The 26,150-nt window shown below is 51.3% G+C and carries 20 protein-coding genes and 2 pseudogenes; 11 read left to right on the plus strand and 11 right to left on the minus strand.

Annotated features, from left to right (window positions below; all coding sequences use genetic code 11):
* Positions 1-254 precede the first annotated feature (254 nt).
* Complete coding sequence (locus tag AACH44_RS11415; RefSeq protein WP_261848681.1) at positions 255-812, plus strand: inclusion body family protein; 558 nt, start codon at positions 255-257, stop codon at positions 810-812.
* Between the two features lie 303 nt (positions 813-1,115).
* Here AACH44_RS11415 and AACH44_RS11420 read toward each other — a convergent pair whose 3' ends face one another.
* The 3 genes from AACH44_RS11420 to AACH44_RS11430 form a co-directional block, all read right to left on the minus strand.
* The gene (locus AACH44_RS11420) at positions 1,116-2,090 is read right to left on the minus strand and encodes an FAD:protein FMN transferase (RefSeq protein WP_261848682.1); all 975 of its coding nucleotides are present in this window, start codon (positions 2,088-2,090) and stop codon (positions 1,116-1,118) included.
* A 76-nt stretch (positions 2,091-2,166) separates the two neighbouring features.
* Positions 2,167-5,040, minus strand: coding sequence for a flavocytochrome c (locus AACH44_RS11425; protein ID WP_261848683.1), 2,874 nt, complete (start codon positions 5,038-5,040; stop codon positions 2,167-2,169).
* 418 nt (positions 5,041-5,458) lie between these two features.
* On the minus strand, positions 5,459-6,361 hold the full coding sequence (locus AACH44_RS11430) for a LysR family transcriptional regulator (RefSeq protein ID WP_261848684.1): 903 nt from the start codon (positions 6,359-6,361) through the stop codon (positions 5,459-5,461).
* A gap of 170 nt (positions 6,362-6,531) precedes the next feature.
* On the opposite strand from AACH44_RS11430, the gene AACH44_RS11435 reads away from it, so the two are divergent.
* The 4 genes and pseudogenes from AACH44_RS11435 to AACH44_RS11450 all read left to right on the plus strand — a co-directional run bounded on the left by AACH44_RS11435 (position 6,532) and on the right by AACH44_RS11450 (position 13,776).
* Positions 6,532-8,844 carry an FdhF/YdeP family oxidoreductase gene (locus AACH44_RS11435; RefSeq protein ID WP_261848685.1) on the plus strand — a complete coding sequence of 771 codons (2,313 nt, stop codon included), beginning with the start codon at positions 6,532-6,534 and terminating at the stop codon, positions 8,842-8,844.
* A gap of 224 nt (positions 8,845-9,068) precedes the next feature.
* Entirely contained in the window at positions 9,069-11,003 is a 1,935-nt protein-coding gene (locus AACH44_RS11440) for an exoribonuclease II (RefSeq protein ID WP_261848686.1), read from the plus strand.
* A 77-nt stretch (positions 11,004-11,080) separates the two neighbouring features.
* Positions 11,081-11,491 (plus strand): annotated as a pseudogene (locus tag AACH44_RS11445) (aldo/keto reductase); the annotation flags it as partial.
* Positions 11,492-11,712: 221 nt separating this feature from the next.
* The gene (locus tag AACH44_RS11450) at positions 11,713-13,776 is read left to right on the plus strand and encodes a carbon starvation CstA family protein (RefSeq protein WP_261848688.1); all 2,064 of its coding nucleotides are present in this window, start codon (positions 11,713-11,715) and stop codon (positions 13,774-13,776) included.
* Positions 13,777-13,951: 175 nt separating this feature from the next.
* On the opposite strand, the gene araD is transcribed toward AACH44_RS11450, so the two are convergent.
* Complete coding sequence (araD, locus tag AACH44_RS11455; RefSeq protein WP_261848689.1) at positions 13,952-14,647, minus strand: L-ribulose-5-phosphate 4-epimerase; 696 nt, start codon at positions 14,645-14,647, stop codon at positions 13,952-13,954.
* A 332-nt stretch (positions 14,648-14,979) separates the two neighbouring features.
* Between araD and osmB the strand changes: the two genes are divergently transcribed.
* Positions 14,980-15,195, plus strand: coding sequence for an osmotically-inducible lipoprotein OsmB (gene osmB, locus AACH44_RS11460; protein ID WP_010276685.1), 216 nt, complete (start codon positions 14,980-14,982; stop codon positions 15,193-15,195).
* A gap of 48 nt (positions 15,196-15,243) precedes the next feature.
* Here osmB and yciH read toward each other — a convergent pair whose 3' ends face one another.
* The 4 genes from yciH to AACH44_RS11480 form a co-directional block, all read right to left on the minus strand.
* On the minus strand, positions 15,244-15,573 hold the full coding sequence (gene yciH, locus AACH44_RS11465) for a stress response translation initiation inhibitor YciH (RefSeq protein WP_261848690.1): 330 nt from the start codon (positions 15,571-15,573) through the stop codon (positions 15,244-15,246).
* Entirely contained in the window at positions 15,570-16,313 is a 744-nt protein-coding gene (gene pyrF, locus AACH44_RS11470; protein ID WP_261848691.1) for an orotidine-5'-phosphate decarboxylase, read from the minus strand. Before pyrF ends, yciH begins: the two co-directional genes overlap by 4 nt.
* Positions 16,314-16,495: 182 nt before the next feature.
* Positions 16,496-17,665 carry a lipopolysaccharide assembly protein LapB gene (lapB, locus tag AACH44_RS11475; protein ID WP_261848692.1) on the minus strand — a complete coding sequence of 390 codons (1,170 nt, stop codon included), beginning with the start codon at positions 17,663-17,665 and terminating at the stop codon, positions 16,496-16,498.
* Positions 17,666-17,677: 12 nt separating this feature from the next.
* Positions 17,678-17,983 carry a LapA family protein gene (locus AACH44_RS11480; RefSeq protein ID WP_015840581.1) on the minus strand — a complete coding sequence of 102 codons (306 nt, stop codon included), beginning with the start codon at positions 17,981-17,983 and terminating at the stop codon, positions 17,678-17,680.
* 73 nt (positions 17,984-18,056) lie between these two features.
* On the opposite strand from AACH44_RS11480, the pseudogene AACH44_RS21230 reads away from it, so the two are divergent.
* Both AACH44_RS21230 and AACH44_RS11490 read left to right on the plus strand, forming a co-directional pair.
* A pseudogene (locus AACH44_RS21230) lies at positions 18,057-18,239 on the plus strand (hypothetical protein); the annotation flags it as partial.
* A 140-nt stretch (positions 18,240-18,379) separates the two neighbouring features.
* Positions 18,380-18,667 carry an aminotransferase class I/II-fold pyridoxal phosphate-dependent enzyme gene (locus tag AACH44_RS11490; RefSeq protein WP_338659244.1) on the plus strand — a complete coding sequence of 96 codons (288 nt, stop codon included), beginning with the start codon at positions 18,380-18,382 and terminating at the stop codon, positions 18,665-18,667.
* Between the two features lie 61 nt (positions 18,668-18,728).
* On the opposite strand, the gene pgpB is transcribed toward AACH44_RS11490, so the two are convergent.
* Positions 18,729-19,505 (minus strand): phosphatidylglycerophosphatase B, encoded by a 777-nt coding sequence (gene pgpB / locus AACH44_RS11495; protein ID WP_261848693.1) that lies wholly within the window; start codon positions 19,503-19,505, stop codon positions 18,729-18,731.
* A gap of 272 nt (positions 19,506-19,777) precedes the next feature.
* Between pgpB and ribA the strand changes: the two genes are divergently transcribed.
* A complete protein-coding gene (gene ribA, locus AACH44_RS11500; protein ID WP_261848694.1) occupies positions 19,778-20,371 on the plus strand; it encodes a GTP cyclohydrolase II in 594 nt (197 codons plus the stop codon).
* A 91-nt stretch (positions 20,372-20,462) separates the two neighbouring features.
* Here ribA and AACH44_RS11505 read toward each other — a convergent pair whose 3' ends face one another.
* Positions 20,463-22,097 carry an ABC transporter substrate-binding protein gene (locus AACH44_RS11505; protein WP_261848695.1) on the minus strand — a complete coding sequence of 545 codons (1,635 nt, stop codon included), beginning with the start codon at positions 22,095-22,097 and terminating at the stop codon, positions 20,463-20,465.
* Between the two features lie 478 nt (positions 22,098-22,575).
* On the opposite strand from AACH44_RS11505, the gene AACH44_RS11510 reads away from it, so the two are divergent.
* Positions 22,576-22,746 carry a hypothetical protein gene (locus AACH44_RS11510; protein WP_261848696.1) on the plus strand — a complete coding sequence of 57 codons (171 nt, stop codon included), beginning with the start codon at positions 22,576-22,578 and terminating at the stop codon, positions 22,744-22,746.
* A 2-nt stretch (positions 22,747-22,748) separates the two neighbouring features.
* Positions 22,749-23,180, plus strand: a complete 432-nt coding sequence (locus tag AACH44_RS11515) for a putative T6SS immunity periplasmic lipoprotein (RefSeq protein ID WP_261848697.1) — start codon at positions 22,749-22,751, stop codon at positions 23,178-23,180.
* Positions 23,181-23,253: 73 nt separating this feature from the next.
* Here the strand turns inward: AACH44_RS11515 and acnA are convergent, their stop codons facing one another.
* Complete coding sequence (acnA, locus tag AACH44_RS11520) at positions 23,254-25,926, minus strand: aconitate hydratase AcnA (protein WP_261848698.1); 2,673 nt, start codon at positions 25,924-25,926, stop codon at positions 23,254-23,256.
* Between the last annotated feature and the right edge of the window lie 224 nt (positions 25,927-26,150).

Raw genomic sequence — 26,150 nt, forward strand, 5'->3', positions numbered from 1 at the left:
TTGTTAATTAAAAACAAATTATATTAAATATAAAATCATTTCAGTTAAAATAATAATGAAAAATAAAATAACCCTGTTAATAATATAATTATCTTATTAGATAAAGACATAAGATACTCTAATTTCATTCTTGTAAAAACAAAACAATATAATTACTATCAATGACTGAGCAAGTTAACACTTGCTCTAAAAAATCATCATTTGCTATGCAGCTTTTTACATATTCCATTTATTATTAAAAATAAGGATATTTCATGAGTAACATCAATCAACTAAATTCGAGCAATAATATCATTAACGTTATTGTCATTATTGATACAGACCGTATTATCAATGACCCCTCAATCAAATCTGTTAGTAAAGATCAAGCCCATCCGACGCCGATTGGCCACCAATACTCTTACATGGTTGCACCAAGTCAATCAGCTATATCAGGAGAGGGAACGGGCGACCTCAATATTAGAGCAAACCGTGATGATGTTATTCGCTGGACAGGTATTTCAGAATCCGCCAACTCCGACTCAAGCGTTTTAATTTATGGGCTACCACGATATGCAGGTGATTCCATTTTTACCCAAGTTGAATTCGTTAATAACGGCCGTTTAGAAGCAGAACCTGCACCAACGAATAACATCTCACCGTTCCCTGTTACGTTCACCGAACAAAAACATTGGTACACTCAGGCAACTGTAACTAAATTAGGAACAGAGCAGTATCAGGTACAGTTCGCGTTGTACCATAGACCACACGGCGGAAATCAAGAACTCTATGGTTACTTCCAGTGGGATCCGACAATTACAGTCAAAGAGTAATAAAATAGTCTCTTAGATAAAATTAATGGCTCAGTATAACTATTGAGTCATTCTATATATCTGCATATTAATGTATTAACCATATCTAAAAATATCAACACACTCGATGATTACTGCAAACTCAATTGTCACTAGGCCAGACTTTATTGAGAGACAAGACGTCTCTCATTTCATCCCGATGAGCTTACGCTGATAAATGATTTGGGTGATTGACGACTCTGCCAGAGGCAGACTTGAACGCTGCTTGCAGCGTAGTCAACACACATGCGACTTGAAGTATGACGAGTATATACTGTTTGATAGTCACTTTCTGACATGAACCAAATAACTACCATCCAGCAATTCAAACGTATGATGCTGCTGAGAAGAAAAGATAATCTTTTTATTCTTCGTCACAAAGATGGCTTCGATATCTGGCCGATTTTGTAAAAACTCGATACCCGCGTTCACCCCCATGCCATAGAGCAGCGTGGTGTAAATATCGCCGTCGAGAGAGTCGTTCGAGATAACCGTGACGCTATGCAGTTCGTTATCCAGCGGGTAGCCCGTCCGGGGATCGAGAATATGATGATAAATACGATCGTCCACGGTAAAAAAGCGTTCATAGATACCGGATGTCACCACGGATTTATTCTTCACCCTAATCACACCGAGCAAACTATCGCGGTCCGCAAAAGGTTTTTGCAATCCCACACTCCATAGCCCTTGTTCATCTGCCAACGCGCTGCCGATAGCCAGCACATTTCCCCCCAGATTAATCAGTGCATCCTGAATAGCGTGTTGATGCAGAACATCTCGAACGATATCGGCAATATAACCTTTCGCAATCGCACCCAGGTCGATCTCCATTCCTGCTTTTTCTAACAATACAGCGCAGTCTCGCTCTCTGAGGATAATGCGTTCGGAATCGGTTAATACCAGTGCCCGTTGTATCGATTGTTGATCAGGCACCGTGCTGCCGCTAAAGCCGATTTTCCATAGTTTCACGACAGGGCCGATCGCCACGTTAAAGCGGCTATTTTCAATCAGGCTCACCGCTTTAGCACGCTTAATCAGCGCAAAGACAATCGGGCTGACCGAAACGAATGCTTTCCCCGCCGCCTGGTTGATACTCATCACTTCCGACAGTGCCCGGTTAACGGTGAGTAAATCTTCGAGCTGCTTGATGCGATGGAAAACCTGCCTGACGGCGGTTTCATCATGGGTAAACAGTTTAAGCAGGATGGGGCTGCCCATCAGATGCACGGAATAGACGTAAGCGTTATCGACAGAAGGCATCGCGTAGCTCCCATGAACAGATCTCAGCGCAGAGAGAAAATGCGAGCGCCCTTTCAGACGCTCGCCAACGGCTCCACTATTCCATCATGGCCGACGGTTTTTCAGCAATTTTATCCGTGGATTTCACAAATTTTGCTTTACGCGCCTTCGCAGGCGAAAACTCAGAATGGCGCGGTGCACGCGCATACGCCGCTGCCTGAATCCCCGCCTGAATGCCGAAGATAATGATATCCGCTACAGCGTTGCCACCAATGCGGTTCGCGCCGTGAATACCGCCCACCACTTCCCCAGCCGCGTAAGCGCCAGAGATCGTCTCTTTGTGACGATTCAACACCTCCGCTTTCGTGTTAATCGTCACACCGCCCATCGTATGATGCACGCCCGGAGCCACCTTAATCGCGTAGTAAGGTGCCTGATTCAGCGGATCGCGCATCCCCGTAGTACGGCCAAAATCCTCATCGTGTTTGTCGGCAATAAAGATATTGTAGCGATCGAACGTAGCTTGCAGCGCCGCCTGCGGTATGTCGAGTTTCTCAGCCAGTTCCGTGAGGCTGCCCGCGCTGACGGTCAGCCCTTGAGCAACATATTCTTCAACCGCCCGGTTGCGATTCCTTACCTGTTCGTCGAACAGGATATAGGCGTATTCTTCCGGCAAATTGACGATGGCTGACGAAACATTATCGCGTGTTTCCATCTCATTGAAGAAACGTTCTCCGCGTTGTGACACCAGAATCGCGCCACCGCCGCGAATAGATTCGGAGATCAGGTAAGAGGTTGTCTGCTCAACCGTTGGGTGGGTTTGAATTTCCCCCATGTCCACCGTATCCGCGCCAATCTGCTCCAACAGACGAATCCCGCCGCCTGTCGCACCTTTGTGGTTGGTGGTAACGAAGCCTTTCAGGTCTGGACGGTATGACTCCACCATCGCCTTATTGGCGCTGAAACCGCCCGTGGCGACAATCACCGCTTTTGTCGTAATCAGGTTCTCTTCCTGGTCATCATTGATGACGCTAACGGCAGTAACTTTGCCTTTTTCCTGCACAATTTCGGTCACCGACGTTTCCAGCAGCACCTCAATATTATATTTATTGAGGTTCTTAATCAGTCCGCTGACCAGATAGCCGCCCACCGCTGCCCCGTTGGCAGGCCGATGCGTTCTGTCCACACTCATGCCACCCGTCGTGGTGATATCACTCAGCTCAATATCGTGCTGTGCCAGCCAGTTAATCGCATCAGACGCATGATCGACAAAATATTGCACTAAGGTCGGATTGTTCTTCTGCTTCCCGCTTTTCAGCGTTTCGTTATAAAACAGCGCGTGACTATCTTCGATACCTTTATTTTGCTGGAAGACCGTGCCCGCTGCGTTCATACCGGCAGAGGCCTTAATCGTGTTTCCGCCGATGACCGGCATTTTTTCAATCACGATAACGCGAGCGCCCTCTTCACTGGCCTGAATCGCCGCCGCCAGCCCCGCACCGCCGCTACCGATCACCACGACATCCGCCTCGCGGCGCGCATTTGGGTTGCCGCCATCGGCAATAATGGCGTCTTTACTCGATTTCACCATCGCCTTAGTGACGGCTTTTTTAATCGCTTCACTTTGCGCCGTTGCGCCCGTTACGGCATCAACGTGTGGACTGTTGGTATCCAGAATGCGTTCGCGAATAATTTCAAAACTGATTTTCAGCGAATCATCAATCTCGCTGTTATTCAGTGCAATATCGGCGACCCGATTTTGCTCGAAATGGACGGTAATTTGCAGTTCGCCACCTTCATCTTGAACGTTTTCCTGATAAGCGCCGGATTTAAATTTCTTGCCGGTTAAATTCACGTCCCGAATCATGGCTTCGACTAATGAAAAACGCCACAGCGGTTCAGGAATCATTAATGCTTCACGTTTATCGCTGGCAATATAAAGATCGAGTTTTTTTTGTTGGGCAATACAATCCGTCCAATCTGGATAAGCAATACAGGCTCTGCCAACGGCAATCAGGTCGTAACCATTTTCTAACGCCGCATCGGCATCGGCTTGGTTGACAATATCTCCGACGCCAATAACCGGAATCGCCGCTAACGTCGCAGAACGGCGTGCCGCATATTTTTTAATCAGCGGCGTCGGATCGTTTGTCTCGATAATCGATGGCCGCAGGATATTTCCCATAGAGAAGTGGACGTAATCCAGCCCGCGCGCCGCCAATTTTTCCAGCAGATAGAGCGAATCATCAAAATGGATGCCGGGTTCTTCGATTTCTTCTGGTGAGAAGCGATAACCGATAATAAATGACGGATCGGCGTATTTACCGGCTACTTCATGGGTGATATCCAACACTGCCAACGGAAACGCCGTGCGTTTGTCACGGCTACCGCCCCATTTATCGGAGCGCTGATTAGAGTGGGGAGAATAGAATTGTTGAATCAGGTAGGTATTTGCACCGTGAATTTCTACACCATCGAATCCCGCCTGAATAGCGCGATGAACGGCATCGCCAAACTTGCCAATCATGGCGTCAACTTCATCACCGGACAACGCAACCGGAACAATGGCACCCGCACGCGGTGCCGCGATAGCACTCGGCGCAACGGGCGTCGCGCCACCGATAAAGCGCGGTTCGACCATACGGCCGCCGTGATAAATTTGCAGGATCGCCGTCGAGCCTTTTTCTTTAATCGCCGTCGCAATTTTAGCCAGCCCAGCAATTTTGTCGTCGTTATCGATCCCTATCGCACCGGGAAAAGCCAGCCCCTTGTCATCAATAAAACAGCATTCCACAATCACGGTGCCAATGCTGCCCGCTCTGGCTTGATAATACTCCACCAACTCTTTGGTCACGCTCCCATCGTAAAAACCGCTACAGGTGGTCATCGGTGCCATCAGTACCCGGTTTTTCAGCGTCGCGCCGTTGGGGAGTGTAAAAGCAGCAAACAAATCATGGTGATTATTCTTCATAATGAATACTCCACTTAAAATAAAAACGCTGTTCGCAAAAGAATCAAAAGCGGCCATATTTGTTTTTAATCATTAATTTTTTTGGCTGATAATTTGCGAACTTATTACTTACCAAGTATCTATTTTTTTAACTGTTATAAAACGTTTTTTTACTATTTAAACTATTTTGTAGCCACGCTATTATTAAGGGTATTAGTACAACTACTTTTTATATTTAATATTTCATTCACCTTATTAACATCTTCCTATCCTGGGAATAACCAATCAGAGATTAGTTATATTCTGCATAACAAAAAAACGCCCCGGTAATAAAAACAGGGGCACAAAAATGGTGGGTAAGGTCATAAAAGCAAGATAGTGGGAATAACGGTTCAAATAAATGCCCATCAAACAAGGGGGCAGTACTGGGCGATGGCCTTTACAACTGCCCCTGCAACCACTGTTGTGCGGCGTTAAAGAAATTCTGCGCCAACGGCGTCGCTCGGCCTGCCTGCGCGATGACAACAGCAGGCTGGCGCTGCATCGGGGGAAATTGCAGCGGCCGCAGCGTTAAGGCAGGCGTCATTTCCGGAATCAGGCTGCCATGAGGCACAATGCCGCAGCCTAACCCGACATAGACGCTTTGGATCAGTTGCAGGACGGAAGCGCTTTCCACCTTGACCCACGGCGAGACACCGGCTTCACGAAAATGGCTATCCAGATAGCGACGGAAATAGCGGCTGGCTTCCGCCAGACAAAGTGGCACCTCGGAAAGTGCGTCGAGAGCCAGTGGCACATCCCCTACCAACTGCGGAAAATGATGCGGATGGAACAGCAGGTCAACGCCCCGCTCCGCCAGTGGCGACGCCTGAAAGTGCAGCTCCTGTAGCGTCGAAAATTCAAAAAAACCGATACCGATATCCACCGAATGTGCATTCAGCGCTTCCAGCAATTGATCCGCACTGAACAGCGAGATCTGGAAATCCAACTGCGGATAAATCTTGTTCACCGCGGCCAGCAGGCTCGACAGCGCGATACTGCTTTGTGGCACCGCACCGATACGCAATACCCCGCTTACACCACGTTTCAGCGACGCGACCTCCAATTTTAATCCCTGATAAACCGAAACGATCTCACGCGCCCAGGCCAGCACGCGTTCACCTTCAGCGGTGAAGCCTTCAAAGTTGTTACCCCGATTGATTAACGCCAGATCCAGCTCTCGCTCCAGATTTTTCAACCGCATGGAAAGCGTCGGCTGGCTGACAAAACTGGCTTCCGCAGCCCGGCCAAAGTGGCGTTCCTTCTCCAAATTGCATAGGTATTGCAGCTGTTTAATATCCATCGCCAGACTCTGTAGTGGGTAAGCCCTGAGTATACTCCGATAAATAGCCTCTATCCCACCATAGCCGCATTTGATTAGACGGGATCACCGACGGCACCTAAACTTCCCTCAAGAGCAAATATTTAAAATTTTGTTCACATAAAAAAAACATTATCACCTGCGGAACGTCTATGAAATTCAAACCATCCATCAAGCCATACCGCAACGCGGCTGGCGGCTGGGGCTCATTGGAAGCCACCACGCGTTTTGTCCTCGACAGTAAGCAAGCGCTGAAAAATATCCGAAATTTGTTGCGGGTCAATAAATCGAAAGGATTTGACTGCCCCGGCTGTGCCTGGGGTGATGACAACAGCAGTACCTTCAGTTTCTGTGAAAACGGCGCAAAAGCGGTCAGTTGGGAAGCGACGCGCAAAGCGGTCGATCTGGATTTTTTCGCCGCGCATAGCGTCACAACGTTACGCCAGCAAAGCAACTATTTCCTTGAGTATCAGGGGCGCTTAACCCGCCCGATGCGCTATGATCGCGCCAGCGATCGCTATGTTCCCATCGATTGGGATGCCGCTTTTTCGCTGATCGCTCACCATATCAGTAAGATGGCACATCCCAATCAGGTCGAGCTTTATACGTCCGGCCGTGCCAGCAATGAAGCGTCTTATCTGTATCAGCTTTTTGGCCGCATGCTAGGCACCAACAATTTTCCCGACTGCTCGAATATGTGTCATGAAGCCAGCGGAACCGGTCTGAAGCAAAGCATCGGCGTCGGTAAAGGGACTATCCGTCTGGATGATTTCGAACACGCTGACGCGATTTTCGTTTTTGGTCAGAACCCCGGCACCAATCACCCGCGCATGCTGCACAGCCTGCGCCATGCCGCCGATCGCGGTGCGCACATCGTTTCATTTAATACGCTACGCGAGCGCGGTCTGGAACGCTTTGCCAATCCGCAGAACCCGTTGGAACTGCTTACGCCGCTGTCCGGCACCATTAGCGAAACTTACCTGCAACCCAATCTGGGCGGCGATATGGCTGCCGTGCGCGGCATGGTGAAAGCCCTGCTGGAAACGCATCGCCAGCGTCTGTCTGCCGGAGAAACGGGATTATTCGATCAGGCTTTCCTATCCACGCATACCCAGCAGGTGGACGACTATCTTGCTGTGGTTGATGCCACAAGCTGGCAGAAAATCGAACAACAGTCCGGCCTGAGCGAAGCGCAATTGCGCTATGTGGCGGCGATTTATCAGCAGTCGCCGCGTGTGATTTGCACCTGGGCGATGGGAATTACCCAACATAAGCATTCCGTCGCCACCGTGCGCGAAATCGTGAACCTGCAACTGCTGTTTGGGCAGTTGGGAAAACCGGGCGCGGGGCTATGTCCGGTGCGCGGTCATAGTAATGTGCAGGGTAACCGCACCATGGGGATCGATGAGAAGCCGACAGCCGCATTTCTCGATCGTCTGGCCGCGCATTATGATTTCACTCCACCTTACGCCGCAGGTCACAACACGGTAGAAGCACTGGAAGCCATGCTGCGCGATGAGGTTAAGGTGTTAATTGCACTGGGGGGGAACCTCGCCGCCGCCGCACCGGATTCGGCACGCACTGAAGAAGCACTGAGCCGTTGCGATCTGACCGTACACATCAGCACCAAGCTCAACCGCAGCCATCTGGTTACTGGCAAGGTTGATGCGTTGATTCTGCCAACGCTCGGTCGTACCGATCTCGATATGCAAGCCAGCGGTGCACAGTTCATTACCGTTGAAGACTCTTTCAGTATGGTGCACGCGTCGCAGGGTGTCGGGCAGCCGCTTTCGCCGTTGCAGCGCTCGGAAACCGCGATTGTTTGCGGTATTGCCAATGCGGTGCTCGGCAATGAGAAGCTCGACTGGCTGGCGCTGGCGGACGATTATTCTCGCATCCGCGACCATATTGCCGCCACCCTTCCCGGCTTTACCGATTTCAATGCCAATTGCGATCTGCCAGGCGGATTCTATCTCGGCAATGCCGCTGCCGAATTGCGGTTTAATACCTTAAATGGGAAAGCGCAATTTAGCCATGCCTCGCTGCCCGATACGCTGTTCCCGCAGTTGCAAGGCAGCGACGTGCCCTTTACGCTGCAAACGCTGCGTTCACACGATCAGTACAACACCACGATTTATGGACTGGATGACCGCTATCGCGGCGTGTATGGTCAGCGAGAAGTGCTGTTTATGCACCCAGATGACATCGCCGATCTGGGGCTGAAAGATGGCGATCTCGTTGATATCGAAACGCTGTGGAACGACGGCATTAGCCGCATCGTCAACGGTTTCAAACTGGTGAGCTACGCGATTCCACGCGGTAATCTGGCCGCTTATTATCCGGAAACCAACCCGCTGGTGCCGCTGTCCAGCTTTGGGGATGAAACACACACGCCGACGTCTAAATCGGTGCCAGTTAGCGTGCGACGCAGTACGCAAGCGGAGTCTCTGCTGCGCATCGCCTAAGCGTGCGGTAAATAACACCGTAAGTTCCCCTGTCGTGTTGCGAAATCAATGCCGCATACGACAGGGTTCTTATTCAAATCAGCATTGACTTTACTCGGATTTATTCGCGCTTTCACCGCCGTTACGCAACCACGCCAGCCCCGATTATTCTTGCCGCCAGCACCTGATTCGAGTAAAACTGTGAACTGCTAATTAAGCCACTCACAATCGTATTTCTGGACGCTATGTTTCAAGATAATCCGCTGCTTGCACAGCTAAAACAGCAACTTCACTCTCAGACACCGCGTGTTGAAGGGGTCGTCAAAGGCACCGATAAAGGATTCGGCTTTCTTGAAGCTGACGGACAAAAAAGCTATTTCATTCCCCCTCCACAGATGAAAAAAGTGATGCACGGTGACCGGATTACCGCCACCCTGCATACGGAAAAAGATCGGGAAATTGTCGAGCCAGAAACGCTGCTCGAACCCTTCCTCACCCGATTTGTTGGACGCATCCATAAAAAAGATGACCGTTTATCCATTACGCCTGACCATCCGCTGCTGAAAGATGCCATCCCTTGCCGCGCCGCGCGTGATGTCACGCACGACTTTCAGGAAGGCGATTGGGCGGTAGCTGAAATGCGCCGTCACCCGTTAAAAGGCGACCGTGGCTTCCATGCCGAACTGACACAGTACATCACCACAGGCGATGACCCGCTGGTACCGTGGTGGGTGACATTGTCACGCCATAATCTGGAGCGCTCAGCACCAGAGATTGAAACCACGGAACGCCATGACGGCGAACTGGTCCGTGAAGATCTGACGGCGCTGAACTTTGTCACTATCGATAGCGCCAGCACTGAAGATATGGACGATGCGCTATATGTGCAGGACAATAGTGATGGTTCACTGCAATTAACTATCGCCATCGCCGATCCAACCGCGTATGTGGATGCGGGCAGCGAGTTGGATAACATTGCACGCCAGCGCGCCTTCACCAACTATTTGCCCGGCTTTAACATCCCGATGCTGCCGCGTGCGCTGTCTGACGATATCTGTTCCCTACTCCCGAACGAGCGTCGCCCTGTCCTCGTTTGCCGCGTGACGATTGCCGCCGATGGTGCGCTGAGTGATGACATTCACTTTTTTGCCGCCTGGATCGAATCGAAAGCCAAATTGGCGTATGACAACGTCTCTGACTGGCTGGAAAATCAAGGCGAATGGCAGCCACAAAGCGAGGCCATTGCTGAACAAATCCGTTTGCTGCACCGCCTCTGTCTGGCACGCAGCGAATGGCGTACTACCCACGCGCTGGTGTTTAAAGATCGCCCAGATTATCGCTTCCTGCTGGGTGAAAAAGGCGACGTCCTGGATATCGTGGTTGAACACCGCCGTATCGCCAACCGTATCGTTGAAGAATCCATGATTGCCGCCAACGTCTGTGCAGCCATTGTGCTGCGCGATAAACTGGGCTTTGGCATCTATAACGTGCATAACGGTTTCGATCCCGCCTCGGTTGAACAAGCCGTTGCCGTACTGGACACACATGGCGTTCAGGCTGATGCGCCGACGTTGCTGACACTGGAAGGTTTCTGTACGCTGCGCCGCGAGTTGGATGCCCAGCCGACGCAGTTCCTGGATAGCCGTATCCGCCGCTTCCAGTCTTTCGCAGAAGTGAGTACCACGCCGGGACCACATTTTGGTCTGGGGCTGGAAGCCTATGCCACTTGGACATCTCCGATCCGTAAGTACGGCGATATGGTGAACCACCGTTTGTTGAAAGCGGTTATCACCGGACAGGCGGCAGAAAAACCACAAGATGACATCACGGTACAGCTAGCCGAACGTCGTCGCCTTAACCGTATGGCAGAGCGTGATGTCGGCGACTGGCTGTACGCTCGCTACCTCAAAGATAAAGCCGGCACGGATGTGCGTTTCAACGCTGAAATCATAGATGTCACACGCGGCGGCCTGCGCGTTCGCCTGCTGGATAACGGCGCGGTAGCGTTTATCCCGTCCTCCTTTATCCACGCGGTACGTGATGAGTTGGTGTGCAGCCAGGAATTGGGCACCCTCTCGGTGAAAGGCGACGTGGTTTATCGTCAAGGAGATACGCTGGACGTCGTCATTGCTGAAGTGCGCCTGGAAACCCGTAGCATCGTGGCAAAACCTGCCGCGTAATTAAGCCATATCGCTGCAATACAGCATCTCCGCGCGGGCGTTCACAGCGAACCAACCCGCGCGTCATCAGCGTTTAATTGCAGTTCAGCATCATGCATACAGGCATGATTGATGCAGGCTTTAACGTCAATATGACGAACCCGGCATCGGTGAATCACGATGGTGCGATTCTGGAATACAGTCGTCTGAATTCGATGACCATTCAAGCCTGGTCACCTTTCCAATACGGCTTTTTTGACGGCGTTTTTCTCGACAATGAAAAATTCCCCAAGCTAAATGCCACGATTGATCACCTCGCCGAGCAACATAACGTCACCAACACCGCGATTGCCACCGCATGGATCTTGCGTCATCCTGCCGCCATGCAGGTGATTATCGGCACCATGAGCCCGGAACGTATCCGTGACATCGCGGCGGCGTCTACCCTGTCACTCAGCCGTGAAGAGTGGTACAAGATTTACCGCGCAGCCGGGAACGTTCTGCCTTAAGCTCCTCGGCTCTGTCATCCTCTGAATCTCTCCCGGCAGGGCCTCTTATTGTTACCGCGCCAGCACGTTAACCCTTGTTCACCTTTTAAATTTATTTACATAAATTCACGTTTGCTCACATTTTCTCATCCATTCGCTTCTATTCGTCAACAAACCCACTATTGTTAAATTGCATTAACACTCGCGCTATACCCTTTCTGAATAACGAAGGAGCCGTTGTTATGAGTAACGTAAAGAGCATTGTGATCTGGCTGCTGGTCGGACTGGCGGGCGCCTTTTCGTTCGCTACGCTGGCGCTAAGCCGCGGTGAGCATGTCAATGCGGTGTGGTTGGTTATCGCCGCCGTATCGTGTTACAGCATTGCCTATCGCTTTTACAGTCTGTTCATCGCCAAAAAAGTGTTTGAGCTCGACGATCGCCGACTGACACCGGCGGAACGTCATAACGACGGTCTGGATTACGTCCCCACCAATAAATGGGTCCTGTTCGGCCACCACTTCGCCGCCATCGCCGGGGCTGGCCCGCTGGTTGGGCCAATTCTCGCCGCCCAGATGGGCTTCCTACCCGGTACGATCTGGATTCTGGTTGGCGTGATGCTGGCGGGTGCCGTACAGGACTTTCTGGTGCTGTTTATCTCCACCCGCCGGGACGGTCGTTCTCTGGGTGAGATGGCAAAACAGGAGCTGGGTACGTTCGCGGGTATTATCACGATGCTCGGTGCGCTGGGCGTGATGATCATCATTCTTTCAGCACTGGCGCTGGTCGTGGTGAAAGCGCTGGCGGAGAGCCCGTGGGGGTTGTTCTCAATTGCCGCCACCATCCCCATCGCGCTCTTTATGGGCGTTTACATGCGCTTTTTACGGCCAGGTAAAATCGCTGAAGTATCGATTATCGGCTTTGTGCTGATGATGCTGGCGATTGTCTACGGCGGTAATATCGCCGCACACCCCTACTGGGGGCCGTTCTTCACGCTGAAAGGAACATCACTCACCTGGGTTCTGGTCATTTACGGCTTCGTCGCCTCTGTTCTGCCCGTCTGGTTGCTGCTAGCACCGCGTGATTATCTCTCTACGTTCCTGAAAATCGGCGTTATTGTCGGACTGGCCTTCGGTATCGTGTTTGCGATGCCGGAAATGAAAATGCCCGCCGTCTCTCGGTTTATTGACGGTAGTGGCCCGGTTTTCTCCGGTTCCTTGTTCCCCTTCCTGTTTATTACCATCGCCTGCGGTGCGATTTCGGGTTTCCATGCGCTGGTTTCCAGCGGCACCACACCAAAACTGGTTGAACGTGAAAGCCATATCCGCTTCATCGGCTATGGTGCCATGCTGATGGAATCCTTTGTCGCCATCATGGCGTTGATTTGTGCCTCGGTTATCGAACCGGGTGTCTACTTTGCCATGAACTCACCCGCCGCCTTGATCGGCACCACGGTCGAGAGCGCCTCGTTAGCCATTAATAGCTGGGGGTTTGTGATTACCCCACAGGAATTGAGTGCGATTGCCAATGACGTCGGCGAAGCCTCCATTCTTTCCCGTGCCGGTGGCGCGCCGACCTTCGCGGTGGGCATGGCTTATATCATCACCGAAATTTTTAACAGCCGGGCGATTATGGCGTTCTGGTATCACTTCGCGATTCTGTTTGAAGCGCTATTCATTCTGACTGCCGTTGACGCCGGGACGCGCGCCTGTCGCTTCATGGTGCAGGATCTGGTCGGTATTGCGATTCCCAGATTAGAGAACAGCCATTCCTGGCTGGGGAATCTGGCCGGTACAACCGTTGCCGTTTCAAGTTGGGGGTTCTTCGTCTATCAGGGCGTGATCGACCCGCTGGGCGGTATCAATACACTCTGGCCGCTATTCGGTATCGGTAACCAAATGTTGGCAGCAATGGCGCTGATTCTCGGCACCGTAGTGTTGTTTAAGATGAAGAAGCAGCGCTATGCATGGGTGACAGTCGTCCCTACCGTCTGGCTGTTTATTACATCGATGACGGCGGGTTGGCAGAAAATCTTCCATGAAAAACCGAGTATCGGCTTTCTGGCTCAGGCGAAACGCTTCGCGGCAGGCATTGAACAGAACACGCTGATCGCACCAGCCAAATCGATTAAAGACATGGAAACCATCGTCTTCAGTAACCAGATCAACGCCGCGCTGTGTGGGTTCTTCATGCTAGTGGCGGTAACAATGCTGGTTTCCGCTTTCTTCGTTATTCGTCGTGCAATCAACAGCAATGTGCCAACGGCAAAAGAAACGCCGATTGTCTTACGAGACAGCGCTCGGCCTTAAATGGCATCGGCGCATATTCTTCAATCCCTCCCGCGTGGAGGGATTTTTTTACGTAAAGATACAGCTTTTTAGGGAATTCGCGCGGAACTCGTGCAGTTCAGGAGCGACAGCACGTGGCTCAAACGACGCAACTCCGTTGCGTCGTTCATGTTAAGCGGAGGTGTACAACGGTGATTTACTGCCCGTAATAGGCGTTCTTACCGTGCTTACGTAAGTAGTGTTTATCCAACAGTGTTTGCTGCATCTCGCCCAACTGAGGCGTTAACTGGCGCGAGAAAATGCCCATGTAGGCAAGTTCTTCCAGAACCACAGCGTTGTGCACCGCGTTATCAGCATCTTTTCCCCATGCAAAAGGGCCGTGCGAATTAACCAATACAGCGGGGACATCTACCGGAGAAATGCCGCGCTGGCGGAAAGTTTCAACGATCACCGTTCCCGTATCCCACTCATAGCGGCCATTGATTTCTTCGTCCGTCATCAAACGTGTACAGGGAATGGGACCATAAAAGTAGTCAGCGTGCGTGGTTCCCCAAGCGGGGATATCTTTACCGGCTTGCGCCCAGATCGTGGCATGGCGAGAATGGGTATGCACAATACCGCCGATATCGGCAAACTCCAGATACAGCACACGGTGAGTATCGGTATCTGACGATGGCTTCTTCGTCCCCTCCACCACTTTGCCACTTTCCAGCTCAACGACCACCATGTCTTCCAGCGTCATGGCGGAATACTCCACGCCGGAAGGTTTGATCACCATCAGGTCGCGCTGCCGATCTACCGCGCTGACATTTCCCCAGGTAAACGTCACCAGATTGTGCTTCGGTAAGGCCAAATTGGCTTCCAGCACCTGTCTTTTTAGCGTTTCTAACATATCAGCCCCCCTCGGTGCGATGACACCATTTTCGCGGTCAGGAGAATTCGTCGCTATGGGCTAAATCGCTAAAGACCTAGCGGTGTTCTGCTATGGGAAAAAGAAAGAGACACGCCACAGAGTTGTGCAAAAAACAACCAAACTTATCAATTATTGCTATCGTTAAAGTAACACTGGGGAATTAGGAGTTTTTACCTGTTGCCGTTTTTTCCGATGATTATACTTGTCATCACGCGGTAAAAGGCTCTTTTTCTTTATTTAATACCGTAAAAAGTACATTGTTCGATATTTCCTCACAAGAAACGTGAGACTAAGAGCAGAAGGGGAATAAAATGAAATTAAACAAACGTTTTGCGACGGCCGCTCTGGCAATTACGCTTGCTGTTACACTCGCGGGCTGTTCAAACATGTCCAAACGTGACCGCAATACCGCGATTGGTGCTGGTGCTGGTGCCGTAGGTGGCGCTATCTTAACGGATGGCGGAACATTAGGAACGCTAGGCGGTGCGGCTATCGGCGGGCTGATTGGCCGTCAGGTCGATAAATAACATATTTATCGCAGCAGGTTCACGGGAGTAAACCTGCTGCTTTCATACTTAACCGCCAGCCAGCTTGACCTTCATCCCTTTTGCTTCCAGAAGCTGTTTTAGCAGGTCACGCTTATCTCCCTGGATTTCGATCACGCCGTCTTTTACCGATCCGCCGCAGCCGCATTTTTTCTTCAATTCAGCCGCCAACTTATCCAGCGCAGCATCATCGAGATCGAGACCGCTAATCAGGCATACACCCTTTCCTTTGCGCCCACTTGTTTGGCGCTGGATACGCACGATGCCATCACCTTTTGGCCGAACCACCTTTTCTTCTTCCTGCGTAATGCGTCCCGTTTCCGTGGAATAAACCAGTTGACTGTTCTTATCATGGTTCATGATGCCGCACCGTTTAACAACGACGCGCGAATATCACGCAGCGTCTGCGCGGGATCGGTGGATTGTGTGATCGGACGGCCAATCACCATATAATCCACGCCAGCCTGCTGTGCCTGAACCGGCGTCATAATGCGGCGCTGATCGCCAACATCGCTGCCTGCCGGACGAATCCCCGGTGTAACCAGTTGAAATGCCTGCCCGCATACTTGCTTCAAGCGCTGCGCTTCATGTGCGGAGCACACCACGCCATCCAGCCCGCTGTTATGTGTTAGCACCGCCAGCCTTTCCGCCTGTTCAGCCGGGCTGACAGTAATACCAAGCCCGCGTAAATCCTCTTCGTCCATACTGGTCAACACCGTCACGGCAATCAGCAGCGGTGCCTCTTTACCAAACGGCACCAGCGCTTCTTTCGCCGCGGTCATCATGCGCGAACCGCCGCTGGCATGCACATTGACCATCCACACGCCAAGATCGGCGGCTGCCGCCACGGCATGAGCGACGGTATTCGGAATATCGTGGAATTTCAGATCGAGAAACACATCAAAGCCGCGCTGCTGTAACGTCTGCACGAACTGTGGGCCAAATAAGGTAAACATCTCTTTGCCTACCTTCAAACGGCAATCCTGCGGATCGATACGGTCAACAAACGACAGCGCCGCATCCTGACTGGCGTAGTCCAACGCGACAACAATCGGGGAGGATACCGTTTGATTCTTTTGCTGTAGATTCTCGTTTTTCATTCGTCACCCAGTCTCTTGCGAAGCCAAAATTCCCGCCGCATTCTACATGCCCCGCCCTTGAAATCCCAGCCGCCTGAAGACCAATGGCGTTAAACACGCTGGCTGAAACGGAAATCACACACAACCATTAGTATGTTGTAACTAAAGTAGTTTAAAAAACAATTATTCGATATCACGAGAGGCTATTGTCCGTCTAATCCACGGATCGGCTTCACGCTGGCCCAGGTACGACAGGAAGGACATTGCCAATAGAGCGATTGTGACGTGAAGCCACACTTGCGGCAGCTGTAGCGGGGTTTAGTGCGAATCTGCTCGCCCACCATGTCGCGCAATCCCTGAAGATTTTCTTTTGTACGTCCGTCTTCTGCTTCATGCAGGTGAAAATCCATCAGACGATGGAATACGCGCATCGTGGGGTGCCGTTGAAGCTGGCGGTTAATATAAACCTGAGCGACTTCCGCCCCCTCTTCTCTCTCAAGGATGTCGGCTAGCATCAATTCCGCCGTCGCACCGGTATTTTCTTCTACGCAGCGTTTGAGGAAATCAGCCCAATCAAGAGGTTTATCTAAATGCTGATAGCACTCCTGGAGCATCGGCAGCGTTTCACTGACCAGCTCTTTATCCTGATCGAGAACCTGTCGTAGCGCTTCCACGGCTCGCGAATAATCTTGCTGTGCCATGTAAATACGCCCCATCATGATGGACGCACGAGCGCACTGGTTGTCTGCCGCTGCCCCTTTCTTCAGGAGCGTTAACGCTTTATCCAGATCATCGCTGCCCATCGCCAACAGCGCTAGTTCACAGTAAAAATGCGCGATATCAACATGGAGCTGGTCCTTTCCCATCTTGACCAATTTTTCCGCGACCTCAATCGCCGTCTGCCAGTCACTGGTTGCCTGATGGATTTGCAATAGCTGCTGCAAGGCGCTGCGCCGAAAATCATCTTCATCCACAAGTTGGTTGAAACTTTCTTCGGCACGGTCATACAACCCTGCGGCCATGTAGTCACGACCCAGCTGTTGCACCGCCAGCAGGCGTTGTTCAAACGTTAATGATGCGCTTTCAGTCAGCGCCTGATGGATGCGGATTGCGCGGTCCACTTCGCCGCGCGACCGAAACAGGTTGCCAAGAGTAAGATGGGCTTCAAAAGTGTTGCTGTCATCCTTGAGCATGTCGAGGAACAGCTCCACCGCCTTATCCTGCTGGTTGGACAACAGGAAGTTAACCCCGGTGACATACTCACGGGACAGGCGGTTGGATTCCTGCTCTTTGTCCTGCTGCGCACTTCTGCGACCCATGTACCAGCCGTACGCGGCGGCCACGGGCAGCAACAGAAACAGCAGTTCTAACATAGAGAGAATTCCTTAGTGGGTGACCGTCTGCACTGGCGCCACATTCTCCTCGGTGGAGGTAGAAAGCTGTTGTTCCAGACGCTTGATTTTACGTTGAGCGCGGCCAAGCGCAATGCGCTGACGCAGATAAAACAGACCACAAATAACCCAGCCAAGGACAAAGCCCAGGGCAAACAGCGTAGCGAGCAGCGTGGAGATACGATAATCCCCCTGCGCCAGCAGGTAGTTAAATGTCACAACCTGATCGTTGTGCGCACCCAGTGTGACAGAAATGATGAATATCGCCAGCACGAGTAAAAAAATCAGCAAATATTTCACATTGTCCTTCCTGTGATATCCATTAACCGGATGAATTATGCCAAATTTTGGCGACCAGCCCCATTAAATTACCATGTCCGACGCGGACAGGGAAATCAAGAACCGCGCTCCACTGCCGTCTGCGCTTATTATTTATTCTGTGCTGAATAAAAATGACAGTAACAAGCCAGCAAGGGGAAAAGTCATGTCAAAGCAGGACGAACAGCGATTATTGGTCAGGATCGCTACGCTCTATTATAGCGAAGGGATGAAACAGTGCGTCAGTGCCCTCGTGTAGTGACACTGGCAGGCGGCATTTAGAAGAGTGCAGCGATTCGCGGTGCGTTAATCGGCCACTATATTTGATGTGTTGATTACCGATCTTTTCTGGTCAACCCACACAATCCAACAGGACTCATGATCAGCCGCAAGGAGCTGTCTGTTGTCGCTGACGTCTGCGAACAGCACACTGTCACCGTAGTTTCAGATGAAATTAATAGCTATCTTACCTACGACGATAGCGAGTTTGTTCCTTATGGCAGTGTTTCTTCTGCAAGCCAACACCACTCCGTAACCCTAACTTCTCCTTCCAAAGCCTTCAACTTACAGGGACTAACCTACGCAATCGGTATTATCCCGAACAAGGCGATGGGTTCGAGCGCATCAACTTTGCTTGCCCAAGAGCCGTGCTTCTCGAAGGGCTAGAACGTCTAAAACTGGCATTTCCATAACGTTCCAGACCCTGCTATTTTGGTTATACTGCCATTTACGAGGATTTATTCTCGGCGGCATCCTCTTCTGCCTGTTCTTTAATTTCTTCATACTGGAGCGAAAGCAGGCCGCACCAGCGCTGTGCCAGCCAACTGGCGACCACCACCAGCAGCCAGCTAATTAACGTCGCCACCACCAAATCCTGCGGCCAATGCATCCCCAACACCAGACGGCTGCCCATGACGCCACTCGCCCACAGCATCAGGATCACCACCGTTTTATAATGCCGACGCGCCCACAGCAGCCCGACGGCCAGCAGCGCCCAAGTCGCGGCAAATAGCGTGTGCCCAGACGGGAAAGCAAAGCCAGTTTCAAACTGCCAGTGGCTACGCAGCCATTGCGGGATCTGCGTTTGATCCTGCAATTGCGTTCTTACCAGCTCCGAACGCGCTTTACGCGGCAACGAGTAGAAATAGCTATCGTCCACCTGATGATTTTTTTCCAGCCAGACAACATAAGGTCGTGATTCCTGTACCCACTCTTTAATCACTGATTTGATTCCCTGCCCAACCAACACGGTAATCGCCATAATAACCAACAAGCCAAGTGCAGGTTTCAGACGAAAACGCAGGCACCAGAGAAACCAGATGCTCAGTATAATACTGGTCAGAATTCCCCACGGTGATGTCACCGTCTCGGTGATCCAAAAGAGTACGCGCAACCAAGGCCCACCGTACTCTGGTTGCCACTGCCAACCGCTCATCCAGATAATCATTGGCATAATCAGTAATAGCGCTGCACCAATAGTTGTTCGTTTGGCAATGTCGTACATAATTTCTTCCCATAATTCAGCATGATGCCTTGCAACAAAACTTTCACAATTCTATCAGAAAATCCGACATGAACTGTCAGTATGGCGTAAAATAGCGCTCAGTTCTGTCAACGAACCTGAAACCAAATGGCAGTCTGGTCTCGTTCTAATTCAATTTTTGTGACGTTCTTAAACAGGCTTTTTTGCTGGTCAAGCGCGATAGGCAGCAGTAGGATTCGCCTCAGCACTTTTTGGGACACTGTTTTTTGGATACCGCGTTTTTGGAGAAAAGTATGCAGCTAAAACGGGTGGCGGAAGCCAAATTACCCACGCCGTGGGGCGATTTTCTGATGGTGGGTTTTGAAGAAATCGCCACAGGCCATGACCACCTTGCGCTAGTTTATGGTGATATTTCTGGTTCAGTTCCCGTACTTGCCCGCGTGCATTCCGAGTGCCTGACGGGAGATGCCTTGTTTAGCCTGCGCTGTGACTGTGGTTTCCAGCTTGAGGCTGCCTTGGGTCACATCGCCGAAGAAGGGCGTGGCGTGCTGCTATATCACCGTCAGGAAGGCCGTAACATTGGGCTGCTCAATAAAATCCGCGCCTATGCGTTGCAGGATCTGGGAGCTGATACGGTGGAAGCGAACCATCAGCTCGGGTTCGCCGCCGACGAGCGCGATTTCACACTGTGCGCTGATATGTTCAAACTGCTGGGTGTTGATGAAGTTCGCCTGCTGACTAATAATCCGCAGAAAGTAAAAATTCTCAACGAAGCAGGCATCAACATCGTCGAGCGCGTGCCATTAATCGTCGGGCGCAACCCGAAGAATGAAAATTATCTCGCCACCAAAGCGGCCAAAATGGGACACCTACTGGATATAAAATAACGATCCTGCTCGCGTTATTTGTTCACAGACACAGACACAGACACAGACACAGACACAGACCGCCAGTATTTTACCGGCGGTTTTTTTTCACCTAGTGTTTAATCACGTACATGTCCTGTGCGTAGTAGTTACCACGGATATCTGGCAAGAATCCGCCGATGTAGGGTTTCACCATCTGTGGCAATGAATAGTGATAGATAGGTAGCAATGGTGCTTGCTGATTCAAAATCGTCATCGCCTGCTGATAAATACCCTGTTTCTCTTGTCTGTTGCCTACTGCCAGCGCTTTTTGCAGCAGCGCATCATATTCAACGTTACTGAATTTGGAATTGTTATTACTGTTACCCGATTGCAGAATCTCCAGGAAGGTACTCGGTTCATTGTAATCCCCAATCCATGAATAGCGAACCACCTCGTAGTTGCCGGAGCGGATTGTATCCAGCATGGTTTTCCATTCCTGATTCTGTAATGTCGCCTCTACGCCGAGGTTCTTTTTCCACATAGAACTCGCCGCGATGGCAACACGCAGGTGCGATTCTGAAGTGTTATAAAGCAGGTTAAAGCGCAGCGGATTTTTCGCGTTAAAACCGGCCTCTTCCAGCAATTTTTTCGCTTCCGCATTGCGCTGTTCTTGCGTCCAGTTTGCCCATTCCGGTTCCTGCCGCGTATAGCCACCGGTGTTTTGAGGGACCAGATTATATGCGGGCTTCTGCCCCATACCCATTACCTTTTCAGCGATAACCGTTTTATCCAAACTCAGGTCTAAGGCGCGGCGCACTCTGGCATCATCAAACGGCGGTTTTTGCGTATTGAACTGATAGAAGTACGTGCCAAGCTGCGGCGATATTTTTACTTCCTGCGGGTACTCTTTTTGCAGCGACGCGAACTGAATCGGCGATAACGGTCCGGTTATATCAATTTCACCGGATTTATAGCGATTCAGCTCCGCCGCCTGCGAGCTAATCGGCAGATACGTGACTTTGTTAATTACAGTATGCGCATCATCCCAATACTGGGTATTGCGCTTACCGACGATACGTTCGTTCACCACCCATTCACTCATCGTGTAAGGGCCGCTGCTGACAAAATTCCCAACCTGCGTCCAGTTTTCTGGGTGCTTTTCAAGCACCGCTTTCGGCAACGGCACCAGAACATGATAGGCCGACATTTCCAGGAAATAGGAAAGCGGACGTTCCAGCGTAACTTCAACCGTATGGCTATCCAGCGCCTTTATGCCCAGCGTATCGGGTGTCTTTTTGCCCGCCATAATCTCTGCGGCATTCTTCACATACATACTGGCGACGTAGCTGCCGTAAGGCGATAGCGTTTTAGGATCGCCAAGACGTCGCCAGCTGTAAACCACATCGTCGGCGGTCAGCGGCGAACCATCAGACCATTTGGCATCAGGCCGTAGGTGGAACGTCCACACCGTGTTGTCTTTATTATCCCAGCGCTCGGCCAGCCGCGGCTGTATCGTGCCATCATCACCCACGCGCACCAGATTATCGAAGAAGTCGTTGATAATGTGGCCTTCTACATCACTTTCTACCTTATGCGGATCCAACGAGGCAGGCTCAGAACCATTGCCTCGCACCAGTTCTTGCTTGTCCGCCAGCACCGTCCCAGCAGGAACCTGTGCCGCAAAAGCCGATGGCATCGCCCCTGTGGCACATAAAGTAAGAAGCAGTAGCGATTGTTTGAAGCGATTTTTGATTACATCATTCATATAACCTCCTGTTATATTCCGTCATTATTCAAGCGGCATTTCCGCGGTTCCAGGGCGTGGCTGGGCAATAATTTTTACTTATTCCCCATGTAGTTAGCGTCACTACCACCTAACCACAATTCGCCTGAGGATTCGAGTATTTAATGTGGGAAAACGTGCGCTGGTGCATCAGGGGTAGTATATCTTTCTTAACCGCTTGAAATGAACGTTACACTGCTGGGATTAACGCTTCATTTTTAACCGTCAATAGTCCAAGTTATAAGCCTACGTAGCGATAACAAATGGAGAACTGTACTTTCGGGCATGGTATAGCAACGATTTTTCCCTCACGAATATGTCCAACCAACACCTCTTTATTCATGAAATGAGCCACGTCTGGCAGCGTGAACGAGGTATGAATGTCATATTTAGAGGTTTGGTCAGTTGGGCTGTCAGTTATCGCTACCAACTTGGTAACCGCACATTAAGATGCTACCCAATGGAACAGCTGGCACAAATAATCGCTGATTATTTCGTTTTAAAAACATACGGCTATCAAGTGTGGAAAATGTTGAGAGCACGGGGAAATGTCACCCTTGATGGCGATACTTCTGAGGCCGCCATACGGCAACAATATCAAAAAACTATGCAGTTCTTTCCCTGGAATTAACGATGACATTTACTGCAAAATTGTCTGCGTTTCTGCTTATAGTGCCGAGTTTTCTTCTTGTCGGTTGCCCCGGTTCGGGCGATCGCCTGAAGCCAGACGAATTGACATCAGTCAGACAAGTGGGAAGCGATCTCTGCTTTTTAGTTAGCGATGCTCGGGATTACCAACTCACTCTTATTGCGATTAGCGCAAGAGCCGCTCAGCCACAGGAATGGATGCTGTATGAAAATCCCAGCGTAGTCGTTACACAGGACGAACTGTGCATTCCTCCTTCTTTTTACCGCTTTTTAGACGACAGCACATACGTCGTCAGGTATATCCTGCAATCGAAAAAATACGGTGATTCACGAAGAAGCGTCGTGTCTGCGATAGTGTTTACCAACGACGGTGTCCGAAGCGTACCGCTTAGAAAGGATGAAGCCGCTTATTACTGATGTACCCGCTATATTTCGAATTGAGCGAATCCACCGAGAGCAGGCTTTCTGCCCTCGGTGGCGAGACATAAAATTACAGCATATTGCGGATAACGTAGTGCAGGATGCCGTCGTTCTGGTAATAAGTCAGTTCATTACGGGTGTCGATGCGGCAGCGGGTCTTGATCGCCTGCGTATTGCCATCCGCCCCCGTGATGTTTATCTCAACCGTCGCACCCGGTGTCAGTTGATTTAATCCCGTAATCGAGATTTGTTCGTCCCCGGTTAATTGCAGCGTTTTACGCGTCACACCATCAGGGAACTCCAGCGGCAGAATCCCCATTCCAATCAGATTAGAGCGGTGAATACGTTCGAACGATTCGGCGATCACCACGCGGACGCCCAGCAAACGCGGGCCTTTTGCCGCCCAATCGCGGCTAGAACCAGAGCCATACTCTTTGCCAGCAAACAGCGCCAGCGGGATGTTTTCGTCTTTGTAACGCATCGCCGCGTCATAGACCGTCATCTCATTCTGCGACGGAATGTGCCGGGTATAGCCGCCCTCTTTACCCGCCACCATCTCATTACGGATTCGGATGTTGGCAAACGTGCCGCGCATCATGACTTCATGGTTACCACGCCGTGAACCGTAAGAGTTAAACTCCGTGGTTTCGACGCCGCGCTCCAGCAAGTATTTCCCTGCCGGGCTATCGCGTTTGATGTTACCCGCCGGCGAGATATGATCGGTTGTGACCGAATCGCCCAGCATCGCCAGAATGCGCGCGTTGTGGATATCCTGAACCGGTTCTGGTTCTTTCCCCATCGCCAGAAAGAAAGGCGTTTGGCGAATATAGGTCGATTCTTCCGGCCATTGATAGGTGGGGTTGTTGTCGACCTCGATCTCTTGCCACTCCTGCGTGCCTTCAAACACGGCGGCATACTGTTTGTGGAACATGCCTGCGCTGACGTTTAATACCGCATCCGCCACCGCCTTAGTCGACGGCCAGATATCCTTCAGGTAGACAGCTTTCCCGTCACGATCTTCACCCAGCGGTTCTTGTGTCAGATCGACGTTCATATTCCCTGCCAACGCGTACGCGACCACCAGCGGCGGTGACGCCAGCCAGTTCGTTTTCACCAGCGGATGAATACGACCTTCAAAGTTGCGGTTGCCGGACAGCACGGCGCCTACTGTCAGATCGCCTTCTTTTATCGCCGCTTCAATCGCATCCGGCAGCGGGCCGGAGTTACCGATACAGGTGGTACAGCCGTAGCCCACCAGATTGAACCCCAACTCGTCGAGGAACGGCGTTAATCCCGCTTTCGCATAGTAATCCGTTACGACCCGCGAGCCCGGTGCCAGCGAGGTCTTAACCCACGGCTTGGTTTTCAGACCGCACTCGACGGCATTTTTTGCCAGCAGTCCGGCTGTCATCAGCACGCTCGGGTTGGAGGTATTGGTGCAGGACGTGATCGCGGCGATCACGACGGCACCCTGCTGTAAACGATGCGTTTCCCCTTCCAGCGTAAATTCTTCATAGTCAGAACGGTTCTTCACCGTGCTAACTTCCAGTTCCCGGCTGGCTTTAAAGGCTTCCGGTACGCCAGCCAGCGGCACACGATCCTGCGGGCGTTTCGGCCCCGCCAGGCTGGTTTCCACCGTTGCCAAATCCAGCGCGAGCTGGCTGGTGAATATCGGCTCATCCCCCGCATTACGCCACAGCCCCTGCTGCTTACTGTAGGCTTCCACCAAGGCAATCTGTTCTTCCGCACGGTTGGTCAGCCGCATGTAATCCAGCGTGATGTTGTCGATAGGAAAAAAGCCACAGGTCGCACCGTATTCCGGTGCCATGTTAGCGATAGTCGCGCGATCCGCCAGCGGCAGCGAATCCAACCCATCGCCGTAAAATTCCACAAACTTGCCGACCACGCCGTGCTTACGCAGCATCTGCGTGACCGTTAGGACCAGATCGGTTGCCGTGATCCCTTCACGCATCTTGCCGCTTAGCTTGACGCCGACCACGTCAGGGATCAGCATCGAAACAGGCTGCCCCAGCATCGCAGCCTCTGCCTCTATCCCGCCGACGCCCCAGCCGAGCACGCCCAAACCGTTAATCATCGTGGTATGCGAATCGGTTCCTACCAGCGTATCAGGATAAGCAAACTGCTTGTCGCCCTGCTTTTCATACCAGATGGCCTTGGCGAGATACTCCAGATTCACCTGATGGCAAATCCCGGTTCCCGGTGGCACGACGCTGAAGTAGCTAAAAGCATGTTGTCCCCAGCGCAAAAACTCATAACGCTCACGGTTACGCGCCATTTCGAGCTGCGTGTTATCTGTGAGCGCCTGACGATCGCCGAAGTGGTCCACCGTCACCGAGTGGTCGATAACCAGATCGACCGGCGACAGCGGGTTAACCTTATTCACATCGCCGCCCAGCCGTTTCACCGCCGCTCGCATCGCCGCCAGGTCGACCACGGCAGGCACGCCGGTAAAGTCCTGCATCAATACACGCGCAGGACGATAGGCAATTTCTCGGTCAACATGACCGGTTTTCAGCCAGTCCACAACCGCCTGAAGATCGTCCTGCTCTACTGTGTCGCCGTCCTGATGACGCAACAAATTCTCCAGCAGCACCTTGAGCGATTTCGGTAATTTATCGATATTGCCAAGCGTTTTCGCCGCCTTCGGCAGGCTGTAGTAATGGTAAATCTGCTTCTGTACCGTCAGTGTGTCCAGACAAGTGTCGCGAAGGTGTGATGGCATGCTTCCTCCCAAATTAACTTGCTATTCGTTATTCTGCATCGGGCGATTAATGAATAACCAGCCTGAGCTTGCGGTCTTATTTAAAGATAACACAAACAAAAAATAACGTTTTTGCAACAAGATGATATGAACGCAGCGATAGCCGTTAGCGATTGAAAAGAAGCACATCGTCTCTGGCGATCCGTATCACTGTCAGTTGTCTGTATTACATGTGACATCGTTCT

The sequence above is a fragment of the Pectobacterium araliae genome (genome assembly GCF_037076465.1).
GTDB lineage: Bacteria > Pseudomonadota > Gammaproteobacteria > Enterobacterales > Enterobacteriaceae > Pectobacterium > Pectobacterium araliae.

What these genes read in the sequence shown, in the direction of transcription:
- pgpB (WP_261848693.1), bottom strand. Translation starts at nt 19,505, where the DNA reads ATGTACGACATTGCCAAACGAACAACTATTGGTGCAGCGCTATTACTG.
- AACH44_RS11420 (WP_261848682.1), bottom strand. Translation starts at nt 2,090, where the DNA reads ATGCCTTCTGTCGATAACGCTTACGTCTATTCCGTGCATCTGATGGGC.
- AACH44_RS11440 (WP_261848686.1), top strand. Translation starts at nt 9,069, where the DNA reads ATGTTTCAAGATAATCCGCTGCTTGCACAGCTAAAACAGCAACTTCAC.
- AACH44_RS11515 (WP_261848697.1), top strand. Translation starts at nt 22,749, where the DNA reads ATGACATTTACTGCAAAATTGTCTGCGTTTCTGCTTATAGTGCCGAGT.
- AACH44_RS11415 (WP_261848681.1), top strand. Translation starts at nt 255, where the DNA reads ATGAGTAACATCAATCAACTAAATTCGAGCAATAATATCATTAACGTT.
- AACH44_RS11425 (WP_261848683.1), bottom strand. Translation starts at nt 5,040, where the DNA reads ATGAAGAATAATCACCATGATTTGTTTGCTGCTTTTACACTCCCCAAC.
- acnA (WP_261848698.1), bottom strand. Translation starts at nt 25,926, where the DNA reads ATGCCATCACACCTTCGCGACACTTGTCTGGACACACTGACGGTACAG.
- AACH44_RS11430 (WP_261848684.1), bottom strand. Translation starts at nt 6,361, where the DNA reads ATGGATATTAAACAGCTGCAATACCTATGCAATTTGGAGAAGGAACGC.
- osmB (WP_010276685.1), top strand. Translation starts at nt 14,980, where the DNA reads ATGAAATTAAACAAACGTTTTGCGACGGCCGCTCTGGCAATTACGCTT.
- AACH44_RS11490 (WP_338659244.1), top strand. Translation starts at nt 18,380, where the DNA reads ATGATCAGCCGCAAGGAGCTGTCTGTTGTCGCTGACGTCTGCGAACAG.
- AACH44_RS11435 (WP_261848685.1), top strand. Translation starts at nt 6,532, where the DNA reads ATGAAATTCAAACCATCCATCAAGCCATACCGCAACGCGGCTGGCGGC.
- AACH44_RS11505 (WP_261848695.1), bottom strand. Translation starts at nt 22,097, where the DNA reads ATGAATGATGTAATCAAAAATCGCTTCAAACAATCGCTACTGCTTCTT.
- lapB (WP_261848692.1), bottom strand. Translation starts at nt 17,665, where the DNA reads ATGTTAGAACTGCTGTTTCTGTTGCTGCCCGTGGCCGCCGCGTACGGC.
- pyrF (WP_261848691.1), bottom strand. Translation starts at nt 16,313, where the DNA reads ATGAAAAACGAGAATCTACAGCAAAAGAATCAAACGGTATCCTCCCCG.
- AACH44_RS11510 (WP_261848696.1), top strand. Translation starts at nt 22,576, where the DNA reads ATGGAACAGCTGGCACAAATAATCGCTGATTATTTCGTTTTAAAAACA.
- araD (WP_261848689.1), bottom strand. Translation starts at nt 14,647, where the DNA reads ATGTTAGAAACGCTAAAAAGACAGGTGCTGGAAGCCAATTTGGCCTTA.
- yciH (WP_261848690.1), bottom strand. Translation starts at nt 15,573, where the DNA reads ATGAACCATGATAAGAACAGTCAACTGGTTTATTCCACGGAAACGGGA.
- ribA (WP_261848694.1), top strand. Translation starts at nt 19,778, where the DNA reads ATGCAGCTAAAACGGGTGGCGGAAGCCAAATTACCCACGCCGTGGGGC.
- AACH44_RS11450 (WP_261848688.1), top strand. Translation starts at nt 11,713, where the DNA reads ATGAGTAACGTAAAGAGCATTGTGATCTGGCTGCTGGTCGGACTGGCG.